The sequence below is a fragment of the Enterococcus sp. SB12 genome (genome assembly GCF_030910025.2).
Lineage (GTDB): Bacteria > Bacillota > Bacilli > Lactobacillales > Enterococcaceae > Enterococcus_B > Enterococcus_B faecium.
Map to the genome: position 1 here is coordinate 2140320 of NZ_CP175675.1, position 21793 is coordinate 2162112.

Here is a 21793-nt window from a genome sequence, read left to right on the forward strand (position 1 = left end):
AATTATTCCTCCTCATCCACGACGATAATCGTGTACTGGTAACAAGTCTCTGTAATTCCGTTTACTAATCTATTTGTCTTAATTTTTTCAACACTAATATCGCTTTGTTCAGCTTGTGTACCGATGAAAGCAAATGTCATGATTTCTAAGAATAATTTGTCTCTTGGACTCATTTTTTTATACTTAGTGCGCCATGTTTGTTCAAACGCTACTGCGTTTAAATTAATCATCATTAGCCCCCGATTCTTAATTTCTTGATTGTCTCCTGGTTTAACTTAATCCCTTTGATTTGATACTTATTTTTGAAATTGGTCACACCTATTTTGTGTTTCTCTGTGTGATGGATTCTGCAGAGTGCTGCAAATGTGTACTCTGAATGATCAACTTCCTTGCGCTTTCGTCTTCCCAGCGCCTTGTCAAAGTGATCGATATCAGCTCCTGTTTTGCCACAGATGCAGCAGACTCTTTTTGTGATGCATTTGTAGAAGTAATACTCTTGATTCGCTGGTAAAATCTCATAGCCTTCTTTGAAAGGAATATGATGTTCAAAGATGAAATCTAGGATGATATTCGCTAAGATATTGGCATCACTCACGGTTGTGCTCGATTCGTCTTTGAGGCTTATTTTGCGCCCTGTGACACCTTCGAAACGGAAGTAGAAGAATTCCTTCCAGAAGTCCGTTGGCATGCCTGTATCGATGAAAATATCGCCTATGAGTGCATAGATGAAGTTTCGTTGCTGTACAGTGAACCGACGTGGATCAATAAAACGAATTTCAATGACTCGATCGCCATCATATCCGTCGTACATAGTCTTCAAACGTTCAATGTTCACTTCCTCATTGATTGTTGCACCTATGTCTTTTCCTTTGAACTTTTTCAGAACCGCTGAATATGAATCGATTAATGGTTTAAACACTCATATCACTTCTCTTTTGTTTCTTCTCTGTACTGATCTTCAAGCCAATTAACGCCTCGTTTTAGAATGCCCAAGTCTCTCTTGGTCCATTTACTGTCATCAGCGGTTATAGAAGCCGCATCAGTCAATGCAACAATTGCTTCATCAATTGATTTTTCGTACTTATTAGCAACCAGTTGTAAAGCATCCAAGAATAGCTTTTTGCTTCTTTGAGTAGCTGGTTCAAGCATCGAGACATCTTCTGGCATATCTTCGCCAGCAAATATATATAGCCCTAGCCCAAACATTGCTAGATTTTTTACAAGACAGCGCATGATCGTTTTGTTGATATCAAACATAGTTGCTGCTTCAACTCGCTTTTCGATTTTTCCAACAATCTCTTTTTTCTTCGTTTCGTTATTCCACTGATAATCATTGACTTCGTAGGTATATGGCTCATCTTTCATTGCCTTGTTTGCACCATCCATGACTGGTAACCACATGTCACGCTTTACTCCATTGACTGTGATACTGGTAAAAACCATATAGCCTGTTTTTTCATCAAAGAGGTATGGACGATGCGTTTCTGGATCACGATAGATTTCATAACCTACTGCCTCACACACTTTGCTAACTTCTGCCCATGCCCATGCCCACGAAAGATAAGTGAGGTTATTTCGTTTTTCAGTAACACCTTTAACATTTATTTTGTATAAGCTATTAAAAAGCGTATTATCACTTCTATTTTTCAAAGGTTGTTCCTTTTCACTCATCAAATTCTGCCTCCATTTCAGCAATGTATTTCTTACCTGGTCCGTAATAAGAGATATCAATCAAGTTATCTCTGTCATACTCTTCTAGCGCATCAGTCAAGCCATCTTCGATGACATAGATGTATTCAGGTTTTCTGGACCGCTTCGATAGATGAATAAGATAGACATGATCCCAAATGCTCACAAAATTGCCCAAATCATCTTGATCACATGCTAGTTCTTCATTCGTCAAAAGATTTCGTCTGATTTTTCGATTGCTTGTTTCCTTGATATTCGATTTGCCCCAACTAGGATCAGTCAAATATTGATCTAGAGTGGAAAGTTCTTTTTCCATGTGGTAACATCTCCTTAGATGTATTTTGTTTGCGACTCAATGCTTGCCGGCGGAGTCGCTTTTTATTTGTTGCCAAGCTTTTTGCTTATCAATATGTTGTTGGCTTAGGATGCTTGGTTTCTTGTGTCTCCACCAGCGATTAGCAATTACCGTCCCTATCCTTAGCGCTTCAGCTCTATTCATTGTCATCACCAAAAAATCTCTGTTGTCTGTTCAGTTGATCAATTTCCATACGGATCGCAGTTTCTGGCAACCACATTTCAATAAATGAAACAGCATCATCGAATCTCTTACGAGGTAACTCGCCATATCTTGGGATTGAAAAGGTACGTTTAAATTCAGACCAAAATTTTGAGAATACTTTTTTGCTGATTTCTTCATAAGCTCGGCTTTCTTTACCTCCTAAAACTTCCATAACTTTCATATTTCCTTTTTGCTTAATTTCAAACTCTTGTTGTCCGCTAATTCGCATAGTATCTTTAAGCATGGAAACATCTTTTTTTACATCTTTCATTTCTTCTAATTGGTAGATCATCATGTCTTCAATCGTTTGAGGAACAGTATTTTTACGAATGACATCTTCCATCTCGTTGAATGCTTCAATAAATTTGAGTTTGAAACTTATTGCTTTACTTCCAGTGAATCCCATAGCTAACAAGGAAAATCCATCTCTATTCATGAAAAAAACTCTCCGACTTCTCCCATACGTGTCCGGCTCGTTTCCTTCTACAAACATCTGCTCAAAATTGAGCACATCTTCAACATTGGCCGAATTTTCGACCGATCTTTTTACTGATTCAATTGCTTCTAGCACGTGCTTATGTTTCTTTTCGAAAGCTTCAGCTACTTGCAAGCTCGTAGTCACAGCTTCTTTATTTTTCAAAATTACTAATTCTTGCATTATTTCTTCTCTCCTTTTGATATAATGGTTTAAAAACTGGATGGTGAAATAATGAAATCTTCTGATTGGATTCAAGTTATTGCTATTTGCCTTACTCTTATTGTGTCTGTCATTTCAATTGTTCAATCGAATAGATCAATTAAATTAACAGAAAAAACTATAGAAGAATCTAACAGGCCGTATGTATCTGCATATGTGGATATAATAGATACAACATTTTTTGCAAAGTACTTAGTTTTAAAAAATTTTGGAAATACAATGGCCACTATATCTAAGCTTACGTTTGAAGGTCTTGAAGATGACCAAGTAAACAGAAATCGTCAAATGAAATCTTTAGTTGGCGGGTCAATAGCGCCAAACCAGAAATTTTCCACTGCGGTTGAACCTGACTTTAGAGGAAACGTAATAGTTCAGATTACTTATTCAGATACTCAGGGGAAAACTTATAAAGATATTTTTCACCTTTACTTTGGTCAAACTACAGATATGATGTGGCAAAAAGATACTTCAAAAAATCGCTCTGAAGAGGCTAAAGCCATAAATAACGCTGCTCATGCAATAGTAAAAACTCTTAAATAGATCACTTCTTTCTCCTTTTTAATCGTTTAAGTGTCTTATAGTTATCGACCATTATCGGAATTGTTATAACCAATGTTAGCGAAACTGCAACAATTAAAATATAATCTCCAATATTCATCCTAGTCAGCCCCCTCGGTTGGCTTTTTCGCTCTGTACTCAGCTTCATCAAGCCCCATAAAAATCCAAAGCATATAAACGATCGTGCCGATTAATGCTTGTCTGCTACCCCATAGACCTAAAGCGTAGATGATGAATGGTGTGCTGAATACTAGCGCTCTGTTGAATTTGCCCATTAGCTTGCCTCCTTCAAAACATCTGAAGGCGATAAACCTTTTACACGATATTTGTTTGCGTCTTTCCACTTTAAAAACCAAATAAAAGTATGGTAATGAATAAATGTGGTTGAGTGACCTGGACGAAGTATTCCTTCTGCAAATTCAGGAATTGTTTCCATTTCCTTGCAGTATTCAACTAAAGTGGTTTTTGACATACCGTGGAACTTCTCCAAGATCAAACTTTGACGATACCAATCGTCTGGATTTACTGCCTTCTCAGCAGCTTCTATCAGCTCTGAAAGTGTTGGTTTTTTCACTTATTACCCCTCCTAAAAATTTATTAACAAAATATACTTGTCCTTTGCCTGTGACTTTTGGAGTTTTATTAATAGAAATATGACCATCAGAATGAGAAATTGTTGTCTCTTTTATTTCAAATAGTCCTAGATCCATCGCTTTTTGAGTTGGCATATTCCAATCAGTTCCTTTACGTTTGATTAAATATTCCTTTTCACGTAGCCAACTAAACAGTCGTTTAGAACCAATATCAACACCGTTTTGCTTTATGAGTTTTGCTAATTCACCAACTAAAATACTCGTGTGACTCGCACTAACTGAATCAGCAAATAATGCTTTGGGCTTCATTTCTTCATTTTCAAGTTGTAACGTTTCTAACTTTCTCTCGAGGATTTGCCGACTTCGCATTAAGATCATTTCTTCGCTATTCCATGCTTTTTCCACTTGAAGAAAATACTGCCTAGCTAACTTGCCTTTCTCTGATCGTTGGATCATTGAGATTTCTTTTGCCATGTCCAATTTCATTGCATGGTCGGTAATATTCTGAATTCCTCCAGGGGTCGGACATTTTTGGGTCACCCTTACGAAATCTATATTTTCAACAAAACCATATTCCGCCATACGGCTAAACCATTTTTTGTATTCTGTTGCCACCTCCAAAAATTCATGCAGCTCTCTACCACTTACTAACTGTTCGTTGTTCTCGTTTGTTGTTACTTTGATTAGTTCTTTCATTTTTGTTCCTCCTCTACAATTCGTACATAGTGATAATCGAATCTATAATTCTGTTTGCTTCTGCAGAAGTCTTTTTACCGTTTAAAATTAAAGATAAGTAGCTTTTGCTAATTCCAAATCTTTCAGCAAGCATGGTGTAAGTTAAGAACTTTGAACTTTTGACATATTCTTTGATTTTTTCTCTATCTCGTTGAGTGATTTCTGCAATGTCAGTCATACTAAAACTCCTTTCTAACCAATTTCCTCTAAATCCATTTGAGGGTAATAGCCCTCTGCGATTAATAAGTTGTAAATAAACACTCGCCCTTTCTGTGTCCATTTGGTATTCATTACAACTTTAGTGCCGCCATCGGCTTTCGGTATCTCACTTGTGTGCGATTTTGTGTATCCTTGGTTCATATGTTTTCGGTAAAGTATCCATTGTCCGCTAACTTTATGTTGAACACCTAACTCGTTTAGCAATTTGTTTAGAGCAATTGCCGACATTCCGTAATCAGCTGCAATTTGAGAAGTAGCTACCGTATCTGTCGATGAAAGAATCGTATCTAAGTAGCTAATCTTTGGTTCGTACTCGGCAATTTGTTGTTCGAGTAATTGGTTCTTTTCTTCTAAATCTGCTGCTAAACGCAATGCTTGTGCAAAACTTTGAGGTACATTTGAATAGCTACCTGTTTTTCTGATTGTCGGAAGGACTTCTTCCATTACCCAAGCCTCAAATTTTTCAGCGCTTGGTAAGTTCGATTTGATAATCAAGCGGTAAACATCTGATTCTGGAATAACTTTGAAAGATTGGCGACGACCTAGCGAATCGCTACCCCATGTTTTTACGGCTTTTTTACAATGTTTATTAGTAGCATCGCTCGGGTTTTTGTATCCTAATGTTTTAGCGACATCATTTGCTACGAAATACGGAATGTCATTTTCTAGAAACGTCCGAACTTCGTTTTGTTCGAAATTAAAAATTTGTGGTGTGTTCATATTTCTCATTCCTTTCTTTTATATTCGTAAACAAATTTAACAACTTTTTTCTAAATTCAATTGACAAATCATAGAGTTTTATTCTATACTTTGTACATAGTTAAATAAGACATATAAACATTGATTTTAAAAGCTTTCTTGGCGGTTGGCGTTTAATAATCAAAAGTGTTTTTTGTTGTCTTTTTAGTTGTTAAATTTGTTTACAAGAACAAGTATAGAGCTTTAACTCTAATTTGTCAACAGATAAATAGAGTTTTATTCTATATTTTTTCTTGTCAGTCTAGAAAGGTTGACATATCAATGAATCCATACGAAAAAATAAAAGAATTAACAAAGCAAAACGGAATATCTGTAAGAGAATTAGAAAAAAGATTGGGATATTCAAATGGATATTTCAGTAAATGGAAATCAGTATCACCAAACTCCGAAGGTTTGGCAAAAGTGTCAGATTATTTTGGTGTTTCTATAGACTATCTTCTAGGAAGAGAGAAAAAAGAGGCCCCTAAACATGTGGATTTATCAGAAGACGATACTGTTTTTTCTTTTGATGGAAAAGAAATATCTAAGGAGACAATGCGTAAAGCGATTGCAATTGCTAAAGCTTTAGAGGAAAATGAATAGTTGGAGTGATGGGGTGTATGTATTTAAAGTTGAAAGAAATGCTGAGTGAGTATAATTTAAAGTTAATCTATATGGAAATGGAAGAACCAGGTTTTTATTATCCAAAACCAAGAATAGTATTTTTGAATGAAAAACTACACGAAGACAGTTCTGAAGCTTTTCATTTAGCCCACGAGCTCGGTCATTTCATTGCTTCACATTTTGAATATTCAGTACTGTACGATAACTCTACAACTTTTCATTCAAAATTCGAAACTGAAGCTGATAAAATTGCAATTATGATTTTACTAAATATCTTTATTGAGAATGAACTGACTGATGAATCCCAGTTCAAATTGGAAAATTTTATGGAATTCTATGCTATCAATAATAAGTTAAGAACAGAATGTTTTAATGTTTGCCAGTCATATTTCAAGAAAAAATACTCTTATGCACAGTAAAAAAAAGCCCGTGCTGCAACACGAGCCTCAATCCTATTTCTAAGATTCTTTTTTACATAAAAATCATATCATAGAAATGGAGAATTAAAAATGAAAAAAATGGTTTTAGGATTATTGTTTAGTTGCTTCATGTTGGGCGCATGTTCAACAAATAAAGCTTCTACATCTACTAAGGCAGATACAGCTACAGAATCAAGTTTAAGAAAAGAAGTTTCCGATTTAAAAAAAGAAAACAATGATTTGAATAAAAGAGTTGAAGTATTAACAAATATGTCCGATAACTCTTCTACAGAAAATAGTTCTAATGATGAATCAACAAACGGAAATGTAAAAATTGGTCAATCTGTTGGTTTTACATCTGGAGAGTTAATAACTGTTACAGAAGTAAAAGCAGATGATACCATTGGTTTGATGGATATAAAGGACGGGGAACATCCAGTCGTAGTAACAGCTATTGTTGAGAATAAAACTAACTCACCTATAGATTTCAATAGTCAAACATTTGACTTATACGATGGAAACGATGAATTAGCTAGATTTGATGCTAGTACTTACTCTAATAATGTTCCTCACGAGATAGCTAGTGGTAAAAAGGCTACTGTAGTTATGCATTTTGGAGTAAAAGGAAATGCACCCTACTCTGTAACATACGGTCCAGCAACTTGGAACGAATGATAAACTAACATAAAAAAACACGCCCTCTCCCCTACCAAGTTTGAGTGACGTGAGTTATTAAACCTATGTTAGGTTTATTTACAGCTTATTTTATCAAAGAAATGAGGATAATCATGACGAATTTAAGTACTAGATCACCTGAAGGAATGACATTACTTGAAATTGAAGAAAAAATAGTAACGTGGTTCAATTCCCTGTTCAAAATAACCATGAAGAAGTACAGGCTTACTTATCAGCTGGTACTGGGATTTTAAACTACTATGAAGCAGACAAAGATATAGTAGAAGTTCCAGCAGATGCGCCAGAACATGATTGGATATTTAAAATAGTGGGGATTTCTATGAAGCCGTTGTTCGATGATGGGGATATCGTGTATGTAGATGAGTTCAAACAAGGCATAGACAGTATTCAAAACGGTAGGATTTATGTGGTAGAGGTGGTGTTAGTATCAAATCTTAGACAGCTTTTCGTAGAGACAAGAATAAATTAAACTTATCTACGAGAGGATGAATTTTTATGACCCGATATGAAGAAAATTTTAAACAAATGATTGTTGAACTGAATCAAACTGGACGTTCTGTTCGAGGGTTAGCGAAAGAATATGGCTTATCTGAAGCAACGATTTACAAATGGAAGAATTTATATTTACCTGATCAGTCCACAGGACTGACTGGAAAAGAAGTAGCTGAACTGAGAAAAGAAAATGCTCGTTTAAATGAGGAACTTGAAATCTTAAAAAAAGCCGCAGCCATATTCTCTCGGAAAACCTAAATTCGCTTGTTCAATTTATTGAAAAATGGTGTAAGGATTACACTGTTTCTTTGTTGTGTCGGTTATTAGAAATCCCTAGAAGTGTCTATTATTTTTATAAGAATAAACCGTTGACAGCTACAGAAATCAGAAATAATAAGTTGAAAAAGAAGATTTCAACAATTTTTTTACGAATAAACAACGCTATGGTGCCACAAAGATCCATCAAGTTTTATTAAAAGAAGGGATTTCAGTATCTCTTAAACATGTCCAAAAGCTAATGAAACAATTAAATTTAAGGTCGATTGTAGTTAAAAAATATAGACCTCAAAGGTCTAATAAACCGATCATTTCAAAAGAGAATCTCTTAAATCAGGACTTTTCTACTGAAACGATCTGTGAGAAATGGGCAGCTGACATTACGTACATTCCTACTAAGAAAAATGGTTGGTGTTACTTATCTTCAATCATGGATTTACACACGAAAAAAATTATTAGTTATACATTTTCAAAACGAATGACTGTGGATTGTGTCATTCAAACATTGAATAAAGCAAAAATACATTATCACATTCCAGAAGGAATGATTCTACACACTGACTTGGGCAGCCAATACACAGCAAGAGAAGTGGAACAATGGCTTAAAACCAACAAAATAAGGCATTCTTATAGTAGAAAAGGAACACCTTATGATAATGCTGGAATCGAATCTTTCCATGCCTCATTGAAAAAAGAAGAAGTCTACACGACTAGCTACTCAGATTTTGAAGAAGCAAATCGAGCGCTATTTAGCTACATTGAAGGATTTTATAACCGAAATCGAATCCATAGCTCGATTCACTATCTAACCCCACAGGAATTTGAAGAATTAGCAAAAGAAAAAATGGCTTAACCGTCTCTACTAAAATGTGTCCAAGATATTGACTCAAATCCAAGGTTGACGGATAAGCTTATATAAAGAAAGTCTATGTATATGAAGAAACTAAAACACTTAGATTGGTTTCCCTAAACAAAGATTATATAGATTTGCTATTTAGATTTGAGGATTCCGATATTAAGTTTATAGGTCGTGTGATCATATGAAAATAACCCAGTCGTAGTTGGCGCTGCGGCTAGGGGTTAGTATTTATTATCATAGTAGAAAGAAGGAAAAGAATATGCCAAGTTACGTTGTATTGCAAGTTGTATTAAAAGAAAAATTTATAGGAAAAGGGTCGCAAAACCTATCAGAACTTGAAAACACTATAAATAGACAGTGTTCTAAAGGTTATCGATTACACACTATTTCCACTACAAACGGTGGTAGTAAAGGTTTCGGTGGCGGCGATAGGATCCAAGCTACTTTAGTTTTCGAAAGTCTGTAAAATAAAAAAACACGCCCCACCGACCAAAGCGAGCGTGTTCTAAGAAAAAACAAACCTGTATAGGTCTATTTGTTATACCTATTATAGCAAATGATAGGAGATGTTAAAAGTGTGGGTTGAACAAACCAAAGATGGCCGATTCAAGTTTATTGAAAGATATGTAGATCCTTATACAGAAAAAACACGAAAAAAATCTACAACACTTACAAGTAATTCACCACAAGCGTGGAAAAAAGCTCAGAAAATTCTAGATAAAAAAATTAAAGAAGCACTCGAAAATTACAATAAATCAGATATCACTTTTGGTGAGCTGTATAAAGAATGGTATGAATATTATAAGCAGCATGTTAAACGTACTAGCTTTTTGAAGGTTCCAATGATGATGAAACATGTTTCTAAGCACATCAGCGATGATACAATCGTTAGAAATATTGATGAGAAACTCATTAATAAGATAATTGAAGATATGTATACGTTTGGTGACCTCTCACTGAACTACACAAAACAAACAAAAACAACTCTATCCGTTATGCTAAACTATGCAATCGATAGAAAATACATTCAAAGAAACCCTGCGCTAGCAGTTAAAATCCACCCTAAAAAAGTGGAAGAAGAAAAAAGAAGGCTTTCTATGGATAAAAAATATCTGGATAAAGAAGAAATTGATCAGATACTGAAACAGTTATATTCCAATCCTCGCAGAAAACTACACGGCATAATAGCTGAATTTCTATATTTGACTGGTTTGAGATATGGGGAATTGCTAGCTTTACAAATGAAGGACTATGAGAATGGGAAAATTTCTATTAATGGAACATTGGATTACACATCTGTGAAAATGGATAATGCTATAAAAACAACTCCAAAAAATACTTATTCGCAACGTGAAGTGCAATTACCCAATCGTGCAAAAGAATTGATTGAAAGTGTGATAGCTGACAATATTCTTGCAGGTAGACCCACAGATCCCGATCAATATATATTTATATCTACAAGTGGCACTCCGCTTACGCTGCACTCATTTAACGCTATACTCCATAAAGTAGAGGAAGAGTTGGAATTAGAAAAAAGTCTATCCTCACATATATTCAGACATAGCCACGTTTCACTATTATCTGAATTAGGCGTACCTCTTAAAGCCATTATGGAGCGTGTAGGGCATTCTGATGCAAATACAACTCTGTCTATCTATAACCATGTAACCAAAAGAGCCAAACAACAAGTAATTGATAAACTAAATAGCCTTTGATATTTTTGCCCCTTCTTTGCCCCTTTTACTTAAAATAAAACAAAAAAAGAAGAAAGAACCCTGTTAAAATAGGGTTCTTTCTTAATTACTACATCATACCGCCCATCATTGATGGATCCATTGCAGGAGCTGCTGGCGCTGCTGGTTCTGGTTTATCTGCAACGACTGCTTCTGTCGTTAATAACAAGGCAGAAACGGAAGCGGCATTTTGCAAGGCAGAACGTGTTACTTTAGTTGGGTCTACGATACCTGCTTCAACCATGTTTACCCATTCTCCAGTAGCAGCATTGAAACCAGTGCCTAGTTCCACGTTCTTCAATTTATCAACAATCACTGATCCTTCATAACCAGCGTTTTCAGCGATTTGACGAATTGGTTCTTCTAAAGCACGAACAACGATCTTGATACCTGTTGCCACATCTCCTTCTGCTTCTACAGCAGAAACTTTGCTGATAACGTTCACTAGAGCTGTACCACCACCTGAGACCATTCCTTCTTCTACTGCGGCACGTGTAGCATTCAATGCATCTTCAATGCGTAATTTTAATTCTTTCAATTCTGTTTCAGTAGCTGCACCAACTTTAACAACAGCTACACCACCTGCTAATTTAGCTAAGCGTTCTTGTAATTTTTCGCGGTCAAAATCAGAAGTTGTTTCAGCAATTTGGTTTTTGATCAATTGCACACGAGCTTCGATTGCTTCTTTTTCTCCAGAACCTTCTACGATCGTTGTATTGTCTTTATCTACAACAACTTTAGAAGCATTTCCTAAGTTTTCGATTGTTGCATCTTTCAATTCTAAACCTAGATCGTCAGTAATTACTGTACCACCTGTCAAAATAGCGATATCTTCAAGCATTGCTTTACGACGATCGCCGAAACCAGGAGCTTTTACAGCTACTACGTTGAATGTTCCACGGATTTTGTTCAATACAAGAGTTGGCAATGCTTCACCATCTACATCGTCAGCAATAATTAACAATGGACGTGATTGTTGCAAGATTTGTTCTAACAATGGCAGAATATCTTGGATGTTAGAGATTTTTTTGTCTGTGATCAAGATATATGGGTTTTCTAGAACAGCTTCCATTTTGTCGTTATCTGTTACCATATATTGTGATAAGTAACCACGATCAAACTGCATACCTTCTACAACATCTAGTTCTGTTTCGATCCCTTTTGATTCTTCGATTGTGATGACACCGTCGTTTCCAACTTTTTCCATTGCATCAGCAATCAAATGTCCAACTTTATCAGAACCCGAAGAAACAGCTGCTACTTGTGCAATGGCTTCTTTTGAATCAACAACAGTTGAGATATTATGCAATTCTTCGACTGCTGCTTTTGTTGCCAATTCGATCCCGCGACGAATGCCTAGAGGATTAGCACCTGCAGTTACGTTTTTTAAACCTTCGCGAACGATTGCTTGTGTCAGAACAGTTGCTGTCGTTGTACCGTCTCCTGCAATATCATTTGTTTTTGATGCTACTTCTGATACAAGTTTTGCACCCATGTTTTCAAAATGATCTTCTAATTCGATTTCTTTTGCGATCGTCACACCATCATTTGTGATCAATGGAGAGCCGTAAGATTTTTCTAGTACGACATTTCGGCCTTTAGGTCCTAATGTTACTTTCACTGTATCTGCTAATTTATCTACCCCGCGTAACATAGCTGCGCGTGCGTCTTCTGCAAATTTCAATTCTTTTGCCATGATTGATTCACCTCATTGATTATTTTTGATTATTTTTTTATCTTCAAAATTTACTCAACAATCGCCATGATATCTTTTCCTGCGACGATCAGATATTCTTTTCCTTCGTATTTTATTTCTGTACCGGCGTATTTTTCGAACATAACTTGGTCGCCTGCTTTTACAGCGGCAGGAACTTTTTCACCGTTTTCTAACAAACGGCCTTCACCGACTGCAACAACTGTCCCAGTTTGGGGTTTCTCTTTAGCAGCAGAAGCTAAAACGATTCCTCCGACAGTTTTTTCTTCTTCTTTTGCGACTTCGATAATGACGCGATCACCTAATGGTTTTAACACGATAAATCCCTCCGATAACTCTTTTTTTAATCTGTTAGCACTCTTAACCTTCGAGTGCTAACCTACATTTTTAATAATACTCATTCTCCCTCTTTTTTGCAAGCTTTTAAATCAAAGAAAAGAAATTTTATTCTGACAGCTGCTTATTGAAATTATGATATAATTGAAATCAATCGATATAAGCTTGCCTTGCATGCTTGTTATCCCTTAAAAGGAGGAATTACATGTCTTTAAAAAAATATAGCTTCCTCAGCATTTTTTGCTATGGTTTAATTTTTATCTCACCCTTGATCCTAGCTTCGATAGGACTTGTAAAATCTACGTCTGAATTGATCACAGCAACTGCAGTCATGTATATACTAGGCGCCGTTGTCCTAGCTATTTTTTATTTTAAGCAACGTGAACCCTTAGCGATCGAATCAGCGGTAAAAAAAGCTTCTGCTCCAAAGATTGTTATTTATGGATTGGTTGGAATCTTTGTCGCATTGATTCTGCAAAGCATCGCTGTCATGTTAGAATCTGTATTGTTTGGCGAAGCAACCCCTTCCGAGAATACACAAAATATCATCCAGATGATCATGGAAGCACCCGCTTTTATTTTGGCGACAACTGTTGCTGGACCCATCATGGAAGAGTTCGTATTCCGCCGCAGTATACTGGGGATCATCAGTCGATATTCAAATTTTTGGGTTGGAGCAGTGATCAGCTCTTTGCTGTTTGCGTTTGCTCATAATGATGGTCATCTGCTAATCTACTTTTTCCTAGGTTTCTTCTTCAGCCTAGAGTACAAAGCAACTGGTCGGATCTGGACATCGATGATCACACACGTAGGAATGAACACATTAGTTGTTCTTGTTCAATTAGCTGTCCAAAAAGGGCTAGTATAAACATGACTATAAATACTCCTGTCATCCTAGATTGGTGATTTTCCCAATCTAAAGCGACAGGAGTATTTTTGTTTTTTAGTCGTTCATCTTTTCTGCTGCTCCATCATTTTTTGTCTGTCTTTCCTTTTTGCAGTTTGCAGAATCTATTTTTTTCAAAAATGGGAAATAAATGAAAAAACTAATTGACAACACGATACCTTGTAAAATCGCTGCAGGCACTCCGCCTACTAAAAAACCCGAGAGGATCGGCGGTGTTGTCCAAGGGACTTGGACTGCTGTAAATAAAGGAACGAATCCAAAATATAAAGCGGAATAGGTAATCAATCCTGAAACGACCGGTGCGAAAATAAAAGGAACAGCCATCATCGGGTTCATCACGATCGGTGTGGAAAAAATAATCGATTCATTGATGTTGAAAAAGGCTGGTAAAAGAGCAATATTTCCTAATTCTCTGTATTTCTTCGATTTCGCAAAAACCGTCATAAAAAATACAGCCCCTAACGTCAACCCAGCACCCGTAACCGTCATGAACTGATCGAGAAATTGCTGAGTAACGATATGTCCGCCATTTGCCACCGTCAACTCTTGTCCTGAGGCTAAGATTTCTGCATTTGCTAATGAATTCGCTTGCAAGATGGGACTAACCAACCCATTGACCATCGCAGATCCATGAAGACCAAATAACCATAAAAACGGAACAAAAAAACCTAATAAAAGCACACCAAACAACGTGTCTATGAACGATTGAATGGGAAGCTGGACATATGTCCATATTCCTTGAACAACAGTCATTCTGAACAACTGTTGAAAAACCGCTGAACCGATAAGCGTAAAAGTGACTATAACAATGATTGGAATCAATGAAGTAAAAGACTGCCAAACATTTTCAGGTATCTTCTCTCTTTGCTTCCACCCTTTCGCAAGTCTTACTAAACGTGCATAGCCCCATCCGATGATGAGCCCAGTTGTAACTGCTCCTAGTATCCCTTCAGCACCTGTCCAGACAGTATCCATCTGAGTATTTAGTGGCTGAATAAGCAGTAGATAAGCAGATAAGGCTGTTATGCCGACTGGTAAGCGATCGATATCTTCTTCTTTTGCATAAGCGTATGCAATGGCAAAAACGATCCAAAAGGCTATCACATCAAATGTAGCCTGGTATACTTGTGTAAAATACATAGAAAATCCTGCTTTGTCTATCCACTGAGCGATGTAATCCACAGGAAAATGAGCAAATAAGAAAAACAGCGAGCCAACAATAATTATTGGGATCGTGTAAGTCATTCCATTACGCAAAGCAGTTAAGGGTCTAAGATTCACAACAGATGTTATCATTGGTAAAAAGGCACGATCTAACCACTCTTTCATTTCTTATCTCCTTCAACTTCTATTTTTATCAATCAGTTTTCTTAATTTAACTATACCCAATGATCACGAACCATGAAAGGAATGCGCACTGAGCTTTTCAAAAATCGGATTCTTTGACGAATATTCAGCAACTGCTTACAATGGACAGGAATAAAAAAGGAGGTTTTTTATGAAAATTGCACTCATTGGAGCTACTGGTCATGCAGGTTCATTTATTTTAGACGAAGCATTGTCCAGAGATTTAGACGTGACGGCAATCGTGCGTCATCCAGAAAAATTGCCATCAGATGTTCCGTTTATACAAAAGGATTTATTTGAGTTGACAACTACTGATCTTGCATCTTTTGATGTTGTCGTTGATGCTTTCAACGCTCCCAAAGGAAAAGAAGAAATGCATCAAACTTCTTTGTCCCATTTGATTGAGATGCTTGAAGGAACCGATACACGCTTAATTGTCGTTGGGGGTGCCTCTTCGTTATTCTTAGATACAGAAAAGACGACTCGTATGATTGACCAAATACCTAAAAATGCACCCTTCTATCCAACAGCTTTCAATATGTACGAAGGATTGTTAAAATTGAAACAATCTAAAAATCTACATTGGACTTATATCAGTCCAGCTTCTTTATTTGATCCACATGGCAAACGTACAGGTACTTATTTGTTAAGTGATGATTATTTACAAAGAAACGCTGCTGGCGACAGTACGATCAGCATAGCAGATTACGCGATTGCATTAGTAGATGAGATACTGGATGAGAAACATGAAAAGCAACACATCAGTGTAGTCAGTCGATAATACGGTTATTTTTTTAATATGCTAAAAAAATAAAAATAGAAGATAAAACCAACCCTGATTGATTTTATCTTCTGCTTTTTATATTTTTATTGATTGAACTGTTTAAATCGAAAATAGCTCAGTTGCTTCATCTGGATCTGTATCATAGATTTCAAAATCATGTCCAACGCCAAAATCTTTTTCTTTCAAAACATTTTCCATTGTTAAATGAGCAAGTTCTTTCATATTGTTTTCCTTGCTAAGATGGCCAAGATAGATTCGTTTGGTCCGATTACCGATCACATCAGTCATGACAAGTGCACCGTCTTCGTTGGAAAGATGTCCTCTATCTCCTAAAATACGCTGTTTTAAATTCCACGGATAAGGTCCCATGCGTAACATCTCAAGATCATGATTACTTTCCATCAAATAACCATCGGCATTTTCAATGACACCTCGCATATAATCACTGCAATATCCGGTGTCCGTCAACATGACGAATGACCGATTTTCTTTATGGAAACGATAAAATTGCGGAGCCGCTGCGTCATGGGAGACGCCGAAACTCTCAATATCGATATCGCCGAATGTTCTGACTTTCCCCATCTCAAATAGATGTTTTTGTTCCACTGGTACATTTCCAATCAGTGGTTCCATCGCTTCCCAAGTCTGCTGATTGGCAAAAACATCCAAATGATACTTACGAGCCAAGACACCCACGCCATGTATATGATCTCGATGTTCATGCGTCACAAGTATTCCATCTAATTGGTCCGGTGTCCGATCAATTTGAGCCATCAAGGAAGTGATTTTTTTACCGCTAAGTCCTGCATCGACCAAAAGCCGTTTTTTTTCACTTTCGATATAAAGTGAATTACCCGAACTTCCACTTGCTAGGATACTGATTTTAAAAGCTGGTTTTTCTTCAGCCATTTGACTCCTACTTCCCTTCTTACTTTGTAAACTTTTTTCATTATACTCGCTTTTTTATTGATCTTCCACTTTTGGTACAGTATTGTTTGTCACGATCGTATTGCTGAAAGCGTTGACGCTCTCGATTTGGACCACTTTATCGCTTGTTTCGATCGCTACATGCCAAACAGGAACATACACATTTTTTTCCCGGACTTTCAGAATACAGGAATAAGCTAGCTGACGCCATAAAATTTTTGATCCTCTTGGTATTTTGTTATTGATGTACAATGTATTGATTGCTTCCTCTTCCGTATACAGTTCCGTCTTTTCGCGCAGCTGCTCGATATCAGATAAATGCGTCTGCATGTATTTCGTGATGCTATAATCATTATCGTTTTTTTCTAAAGAAAGAACGATTTTTGCTGTATCATCATTGAATGGGATGCCTTCATACTCTTGGCTTGCTTGGATTTCTAGTGGTTCTTCTTCTAAATGAGAAAAATTTTTCGTGTACACATAATCATTACCGAATAAAATATTGTCTTTGTTAGATAAAAAATCTTCCAAGGAACTACTAATTTTATCTGGATCGATCACGTTCTTTTCAGCATCTGAACTGGATAAAGATTTCGTCAAAACATCACCGTCTAAAAACACACCACTTGCCAGCAAGCCGCTTTTACCAGCCTTGCGATAATTCGCTAATGAAGTGCTAAGATTGGTCTGCTCCGCGCTAAGATAATAGCCTTGCTTGTTCTCAGACGAAATCTTCCCCGTGTAAGTGATATCGTCGCTAGCCAGACGTTGTTGGATTGATTCAGTCTGATTAGAGCGAATGACATTGTTTTCTTGGTATACCGCGTCATGATAACTGCTGAATAAAAACACATTCAACCCTAAAAAAGCGACGAAAAATATCCATTCGATTTTTTTGAAATCCAATTAATTCGCCTCCAATCCAGGTAATTTTTCCAGAAGGTCGTTAGCTGAATACCAGTTATCTTTATATTTCACATACCATTCAGGTAAGAGATCAACGACACGATTCGTTTCTTTGACATTTTGCCATGTATAGCCAACGATCACTGAACCAATCTTGTTGCTATCTGCTCCCTTAGCTTTTAACTGCTGGATGATTTCATTCGTACTTGCAAGTTCTACTTCTTCGTCTGAAGGTATCGGCACTTGAATCGTATTCAAACTGGTTTGGATATTCACTTGCACAGAACCATTCGTTTCACCGCCAACTTCCACACCAATCTGTCCTCTGCTGTCTGTCCCAAAAACCGGGAAGCCTTCCACGAATATCCGATAATCGATCGTATTGTCACTGCGGTCAAAATATCTGAGGTTCCCTAAAGAACTGCCTAATTTGCTAATATAGGGGAAACTTTCAGAAAATACACTAGCATTTTCTTTTTTCTCTGGCAGCTCTCCACGAAAATCAACTACTTGCGTTTCCGAATGGATAGACATTGTTTCATTCCCACCGTAAAAAATCAATTCATTGCTTTCATCATTATTCTTCACGCTATCTGGTTTCTGGAAAAAAGCATTTCTAAAAAGTGTATAGGGTTGCTGTGACAGGATATAACTATACTTTTTCAGTTTGATCGAATGTTTCGTAGCATATTGCGTGTCGATCGTCGATGGTTCTGTTGTCATTTCTGTCCATTTTGTGTCTTTTGCTGTTAATTCTTTATTGATATCTGTCCAATTCAACGAAATATTCGCTTCATATACGAGATGGTTCGAATAATTCAAAAATCGGATTTTTTTATTTCCTTGATCGAATTGTATTCTAGTAAAATACATATTTTCGCTTTCTTTTGCCAAGTTCGACACATCTAAATCTAAATCAAATGCTTCCTTGTATTCTCTTAGCAAAAAAGGCGCATTATAGGCCAACTCAAAACCAGAGTTCAGATTTTTCACCTGTTCAAACTGTGATTTGTCTCCTGAAACTACTTCAGAAAGCTTTCCAAATCTTGCTTTATCGATGATCAATTGCAATCGGTACACGAGATTTTCACTGTTGGTTTCTTGGATCGTTCCCGAATGGTGCCATGTAACATGAAGTGGAAGAAAGACTTCGGAAGTTTTTCGATTGCTTTGAGACTCGATCATTTGAGTGTTTGTCTCATCTACGTTGATTGAACTTTTTCCTGCTGGGCTCAGCCAGATTGCATAAGAGAAGTATATGCTTAACGCAACCATCAAAATGAGTCCTATACGAACGACTTTTTCAGAGATTCTCATTCCCACCATTCCTCCTCATAAGGTTCATATGGCAGCGAGATATAAAAAGTCGACCCTTTTCCTTCCTTGCTCTCTGCCCAAATAGCGCCTCGATGCGCCTTAATCACTTCTCTAGAAATAGCTAATCCAAGTCCTGTCCCACCTTGTGCTCTTGCACGTGCTTTATCTACTCGATAGAACCGCTCGAACACTCGGTTCAGATCTTTTTTAGGAATCCCCAATCCTTGATCGGTGATACTTAAAATCACGTTATTATGCGTTTCTAATAAGCGACAAGTAATCGTTCCCCCATCTGGTGAATACTTGATCGCGTTATTCATGATATTATCGACTACTTGGATGATTTTATCTGTATCTACTTCGACCCAAAGATCTCTTTGCGTAAATTCACGACGTATCTTATAATTTTTTTCCTGATTTCCCACCATCATATCAAACCGGTCAAGAACAAAATTCACTAACTCGTTGAAATTGACATATTCTAATTGAAGCTGGGTATTACCTGTATCCATGCGAGATAGATTTAAGAGGTCATTGATCATTCGAATCATTCGGTCTGTTTCATCTAGCGTTACCTTCAAAAAATTTGGTGCTACTTCCTCGTCTTTCCACGCACCTTCGCTCAATGCTTCGATATAACTACGCATACTTGTCAACGGTGTACGAAGTTCATGGGAAACATTAGAGACGAATTCACGACGTTCCCGTTCTGTTTTTTCTTGTTCTGTCACATCATGCAAGACAGCTACTAATCCGCTGATAAAACCTGATTCGCGACGGATCATAGAAAAGTCTACTCGCAAGATCATCTGATCACTTTCCAATGTACTGGTTGAACGGTCAAGTACCATTTCGTTTGGATCTTCTAATAATTTCCGCAACGTATATTCTTCTTCGATATCTAAAAGTGTCAAAATCGATTGTCCGATTGCTTCCTCGTTTTTGATATCTAGCAAGGAAACAGCCATATCATTGATCGTAATGACTTTACCCCTGCGATCTGTCGCAATGACGCCGTCTGTCATATGGGATAGCACGCTATCCAAACGATTGCGTTCAGCTTCCATTGTATCTTGAGCTTCTTCAATACGTTCAGCTAACTGATTGAAGGTATCAGCCAGCTGTCCAAGTTCATCTTGTCCATGCACTTTGACTTTCCGACTGTAGTCTCCTCTAGCGATTCGAATGGCTTGTTCTCTCATTTCACCGATCGGCTGTGTAATCGAACGAGCAACTAAAACAGATACGATCATTGAAATAAATGCCGCAATTAGTGAGGCAGTAAAGAAAATGACTGCTGTGTTATTGATTTCCGAATATTTTTGTTCGATATTACTTTTGACGTAAAGAGCCCCGATAACGGCATCGCCGGTCGGGGACAGGATCGGTTGAACATTGATATTCACCCGTTTATCGTCGTTATCTAAAGCAACATAACGTTTAGTCGTGAAATCATTGATATCAACATAATCATTTTTCTTTCCCACAGCGCTTTGTTCATTGACATCGGTTGTTCCTCGGATGATCCCTTTTTCGTCAACGACCCGTATTTCGATGATATCGCTAGTCGCACTGTTTTCAATAAATCTTTTGATATTCGCATTTACCTCTTCATCATCTGCATTATCTTTTCGATTCAATTCCGGGCTGATTGTTGTTGCTAATGATTCCACCGTTTGATTCATATCTTTAATAAATGTATTGATCGTGGAACGTTCTAAACCACGTATAAAGTAGGCACCAATAATTTCGATCGAGATCAATAAAATCAGAATAAAGGTAATAGCGATCTTAAAATTGACTGATCGAAAAAAGCGGACTTTTCTTTTCATCCAATTACTCCTGTTCTGGGTTACGCAAATAGTAACCGACACCACGACGTGTCACTAAATAATTTGGATGGCTTGGATTATCTTCGATCTTTTCACGCAAACGACGTACAGTTACATCCACTGTTCGTACATCTCCAAAATAATCATAACCCCAAACCGTTTGTAATAAATGTTCTCTTGTCATCACTTGTCCAAGGTGCTTCGCCAAGTAAAAGAGTAGTTCGAATTCACGATGTGTTAACTCGATTGTTTCTCCTCGTTTCGTCACCATGTAAGCTTCTGGATGGATCGTCAAATCACCAATCGTCAATTCCGCAGGTGCTGCCTCTTCTGGTTCCTTCGCAGCCGTGGCACCGCGACGAAGATTTGCTTTGACACGTGCAACTAATTCTCGGTTGGAAAATGGCTTGGTCACGTAATCATCGGCGCCTAACTCTAAGCCTAGGACTTTATCAATTTCAGAATCTTTGGCTGTTACCATAATGATCGGCATATCATAAGTTTTGCGTACCTCACGAGCAACTTCTAAGCCGTCCATTTTAGGTAGCATCAAATCAAGTAAAATCAAATCAGGTTCTACCTCAGCAACTTTTTCCAAGGCTTCTTCCCCATCATATGCAGTATAAACATCATAGCCTTCTTTGGCTAAATTGAATTTGACGATATCCGAAATCGGCTTCTCATCATCGACAACTAAAACTTTTTTCATAAAGAGCCACCTCTTATATATTATTGTCATACCTTCTCATTATACCGTATTTCTGCTTTTGTTTCATCTTTGCCTATAAAACAAAAGAGAAAATTAAAATGAAAGTGCAAAATACTTTATTATTTTT

General features: G+C 37.1%; 27 protein-coding genes and 1 pseudogene. 10 read left to right on the forward strand and 18 right to left on the reverse strand.

Annotation, left to right across the window (positions count from 1 at the left end; all coding sequences use genetic code 11):
- Window positions 1-2: 2 nt before the first annotated feature.
- The 5 genes from RBL01_RS10645 to RBL01_RS10665 all read right to left on the reverse strand — a co-directional run bounded on the left by RBL01_RS10645 (window position 3) and on the right by RBL01_RS10665 (window position 2906).
- Window positions 3-230: a hypothetical protein gene (locus RBL01_RS10645; protein WP_002330650.1), complete on the reverse strand. Its 228-nt coding sequence runs from the start codon at window positions 228-230 to the stop codon at window positions 3-5.
- A 2-nt stretch (window positions 231-232) separates the two neighbouring features.
- On the reverse strand, window positions 233-919 hold the full coding sequence (locus RBL01_RS10650) for a putative HNHc nuclease (RefSeq protein ID WP_129160534.1): 687 nt from the start codon (window positions 917-919) through the stop codon (window positions 233-235).
- A gap of 5 nt (window positions 920-924) precedes the next feature.
- Window positions 925-1671: a DUF1071 domain-containing protein gene (locus tag RBL01_RS10655; protein ID WP_307781047.1), complete on the reverse strand. Its 747-nt coding sequence runs from the start codon at window positions 1669-1671 to the stop codon at window positions 925-927.
- Entirely contained in the window at window positions 1664-2005 is a 342-nt protein-coding gene (locus tag RBL01_RS10660; protein ID WP_307781046.1) for a hypothetical protein, read from the reverse strand. Before RBL01_RS10660 ends, RBL01_RS10655 begins: the two co-directional genes overlap by 8 nt.
- Before the next feature lie 175 nt (window positions 2006-2180).
- Window positions 2181-2906 carry a Rha family transcriptional regulator gene (locus tag RBL01_RS10665; protein ID WP_307781045.1) on the reverse strand — a complete coding sequence of 242 codons (726 nt, stop codon included), beginning with the start codon at window positions 2904-2906 and terminating at the stop codon, window positions 2181-2183.
- A 51-nt stretch (window positions 2907-2957) separates the two neighbouring features.
- Between RBL01_RS10665 and RBL01_RS10670 the strand changes: the two genes are divergently transcribed.
- Complete coding sequence (locus RBL01_RS10670; protein WP_002290314.1) at window positions 2958-3485, forward strand: hypothetical protein; 528 nt, start codon at window positions 2958-2960, stop codon at window positions 3483-3485.
- 119 nt (window positions 3486-3604) lie between these two features.
- On the opposite strand, the gene RBL01_RS10675 is transcribed toward RBL01_RS10670, so the two are convergent.
- Genes RBL01_RS10675 through RBL01_RS10695 form a run of 5 tightly spaced genes read right to left on the reverse strand, consistent with a single transcriptional unit; the run spans window position 3605 to window position 5770 of the window.
- Window positions 3605-3778: a hypothetical protein gene (locus RBL01_RS10675; RefSeq protein ID WP_307781044.1), complete on the reverse strand. Its 174-nt coding sequence runs from the start codon at window positions 3776-3778 to the stop codon at window positions 3605-3607.
- Window positions 3778-4077 (reverse strand): hypothetical protein, encoded by a 300-nt coding sequence (locus tag RBL01_RS10680; protein WP_073441321.1) that lies wholly within the window; start codon window positions 4075-4077, stop codon window positions 3778-3780. The genes RBL01_RS10675 and RBL01_RS10680 overlap by 1 nt, the downstream gene beginning before the upstream one ends.
- Window positions 4037-4792, reverse strand: a complete 756-nt coding sequence (locus RBL01_RS10685; RefSeq protein ID WP_307781043.1) for a phage antirepressor KilAC domain-containing protein — start codon at window positions 4790-4792, stop codon at window positions 4037-4039. Before RBL01_RS10685 ends, RBL01_RS10680 begins: the two co-directional genes overlap by 41 nt.
- A 13-nt stretch (window positions 4793-4805) precedes the next feature.
- Window positions 4806-5009 (reverse strand): helix-turn-helix domain-containing protein, encoded by a 204-nt coding sequence (locus tag RBL01_RS10690; RefSeq protein ID WP_058139170.1) that lies wholly within the window; start codon window positions 5007-5009, stop codon window positions 4806-4808.
- Window positions 5010-5023: 14 nt separating this feature from the next.
- Window positions 5024-5770 carry a phage antirepressor KilAC domain-containing protein gene (locus RBL01_RS10695; RefSeq protein ID WP_002311416.1) on the reverse strand — a complete coding sequence of 249 codons (747 nt, stop codon included), beginning with the start codon at window positions 5768-5770 and terminating at the stop codon, window positions 5024-5026.
- Window positions 5771-6070: 300 nt separating this feature from the next.
- On the opposite strand from RBL01_RS10695, the gene RBL01_RS10700 reads away from it, so the two are divergent.
- The 7 genes and pseudogenes from RBL01_RS10700 (at window position 6071) to RBL01_RS10730 (ending at window position 10869) form a co-directional block, all read left to right on the forward strand.
- Complete coding sequence (locus tag RBL01_RS10700) at window positions 6071-6391, forward strand: helix-turn-helix domain-containing protein (RefSeq protein ID WP_002290615.1); 321 nt, start codon at window positions 6071-6073, stop codon at window positions 6389-6391.
- A gap of 17 nt (window positions 6392-6408) precedes the next feature.
- Window positions 6409-6831, forward strand: coding sequence for an ImmA/IrrE family metallo-endopeptidase (locus RBL01_RS10705; RefSeq protein WP_002342937.1), 423 nt, complete (start codon window positions 6409-6411; stop codon window positions 6829-6831).
- Window positions 6832-6921: 90 nt separating this feature from the next.
- Window positions 6922-7506, forward strand: coding sequence for a DUF4352 domain-containing protein (locus tag RBL01_RS10710; RefSeq protein ID WP_307781042.1), 585 nt, complete (start codon window positions 6922-6924; stop codon window positions 7504-7506).
- A 181-nt stretch (window positions 7507-7687) separates the two neighbouring features.
- On the forward strand, window positions 7688-7996 hold the full coding sequence (locus RBL01_RS10715; RefSeq protein WP_307781041.1) for a helix-turn-helix transcriptional regulator: 309 nt from the start codon (window positions 7688-7690) through the stop codon (window positions 7994-7996).
- 26 nt (window positions 7997-8022) lie between these two features.
- Window positions 8023-9148, forward strand: a pseudogene (locus RBL01_RS10720) (IS3 family transposase).
- Window positions 9149-9413: 265 nt separating this feature from the next.
- Window positions 9414-9620 (forward strand): hypothetical protein, encoded by a 207-nt coding sequence (locus tag RBL01_RS10725; RefSeq protein WP_002306332.1) that lies wholly within the window; start codon window positions 9414-9416, stop codon window positions 9618-9620.
- A 109-nt stretch (window positions 9621-9729) separates the two neighbouring features.
- Complete coding sequence (locus RBL01_RS10730; protein ID WP_307780846.1) at window positions 9730-10869, forward strand: tyrosine-type recombinase/integrase; 1140 nt, start codon at window positions 9730-9732, stop codon at window positions 10867-10869.
- A gap of 88 nt (window positions 10870-10957) precedes the next feature.
- On the opposite strand, the gene groL is transcribed toward RBL01_RS10730, so the two are convergent.
- Complete coding sequence (groL, locus tag RBL01_RS10735) at window positions 10958-12583, reverse strand: chaperonin GroEL (RefSeq protein WP_002290607.1); 1626 nt, start codon at window positions 12581-12583, stop codon at window positions 10958-10960.
- Between the two features lie 50 nt (window positions 12584-12633).
- Window positions 12634-12918: a co-chaperone GroES gene (gene groES, locus RBL01_RS10740; protein WP_002318508.1), complete on the reverse strand. Its 285-nt coding sequence runs from the start codon at window positions 12916-12918 to the stop codon at window positions 12634-12636.
- A 224-nt stretch (window positions 12919-13142) separates the two neighbouring features.
- Between groES and RBL01_RS10745 the strand changes: the two genes are divergently transcribed.
- The gene (locus RBL01_RS10745; protein ID WP_002299792.1) at window positions 13143-13805 is read left to right on the forward strand and encodes a CPBP family intramembrane glutamic endopeptidase; all 663 of its coding nucleotides are present in this window, start codon (window positions 13143-13145) and stop codon (window positions 13803-13805) included.
- Between the two features lie 75 nt (window positions 13806-13880).
- Here the strand turns inward: RBL01_RS10745 and RBL01_RS10750 are convergent, their stop codons facing one another.
- Window positions 13881-15173 carry a PTS sugar transporter subunit IIC gene (locus RBL01_RS10750; RefSeq protein WP_307780847.1) on the reverse strand — a complete coding sequence of 431 codons (1293 nt, stop codon included), beginning with the start codon at window positions 15171-15173 and terminating at the stop codon, window positions 13881-13883.
- A gap of 169 nt (window positions 15174-15342) precedes the next feature.
- On the opposite strand from RBL01_RS10750, the gene RBL01_RS10755 reads away from it, so the two are divergent.
- Window positions 15343-15972 (forward strand): NAD(P)-dependent oxidoreductase, encoded by a 630-nt coding sequence (locus tag RBL01_RS10755; RefSeq protein WP_002318505.1) that lies wholly within the window; start codon window positions 15343-15345, stop codon window positions 15970-15972.
- A 102-nt stretch (window positions 15973-16074) separates the two neighbouring features.
- On the opposite strand, the gene RBL01_RS10760 is transcribed toward RBL01_RS10755, so the two are convergent.
- The 5 genes from RBL01_RS10760 to yycF are packed head-to-tail and all read right to left on the reverse strand — an operon-like array spanning window position 16075 to window position 21666.
- Complete coding sequence (locus RBL01_RS10760) at window positions 16075-16884, reverse strand: MBL fold metallo-hydrolase (protein ID WP_002288854.1); 810 nt, start codon at window positions 16882-16884, stop codon at window positions 16075-16077.
- A gap of 54 nt (window positions 16885-16938) precedes the next feature.
- Complete coding sequence (locus RBL01_RS10765) at window positions 16939-17808, reverse strand: two-component system regulatory protein YycI (protein ID WP_002288853.1); 870 nt, start codon at window positions 17806-17808, stop codon at window positions 16939-16941.
- Entirely contained in the window at window positions 17809-19125 is a 1317-nt protein-coding gene (locus RBL01_RS10770; protein ID WP_002318504.1) for a YycH family regulatory protein, read from the reverse strand. It abuts the gene before it with no gap.
- Entirely contained in the window at window positions 19122-20957 is a 1836-nt protein-coding gene (gene walK, locus RBL01_RS10775; protein WP_002294131.1) for a cell wall metabolism sensor histidine kinase WalK, read from the reverse strand. The genes RBL01_RS10770 and walK overlap by 4 nt, the downstream gene beginning before the upstream one ends.
- 4 nt (window positions 20958-20961) lie before the next feature.
- Window positions 20962-21666: a response regulator YycF gene (gene yycF / locus RBL01_RS10780; RefSeq protein ID WP_002288850.1), complete on the reverse strand. Its 705-nt coding sequence runs from the start codon at window positions 21664-21666 to the stop codon at window positions 20962-20964.
- Window positions 21667-21793 lie beyond the last annotated feature (127 nt).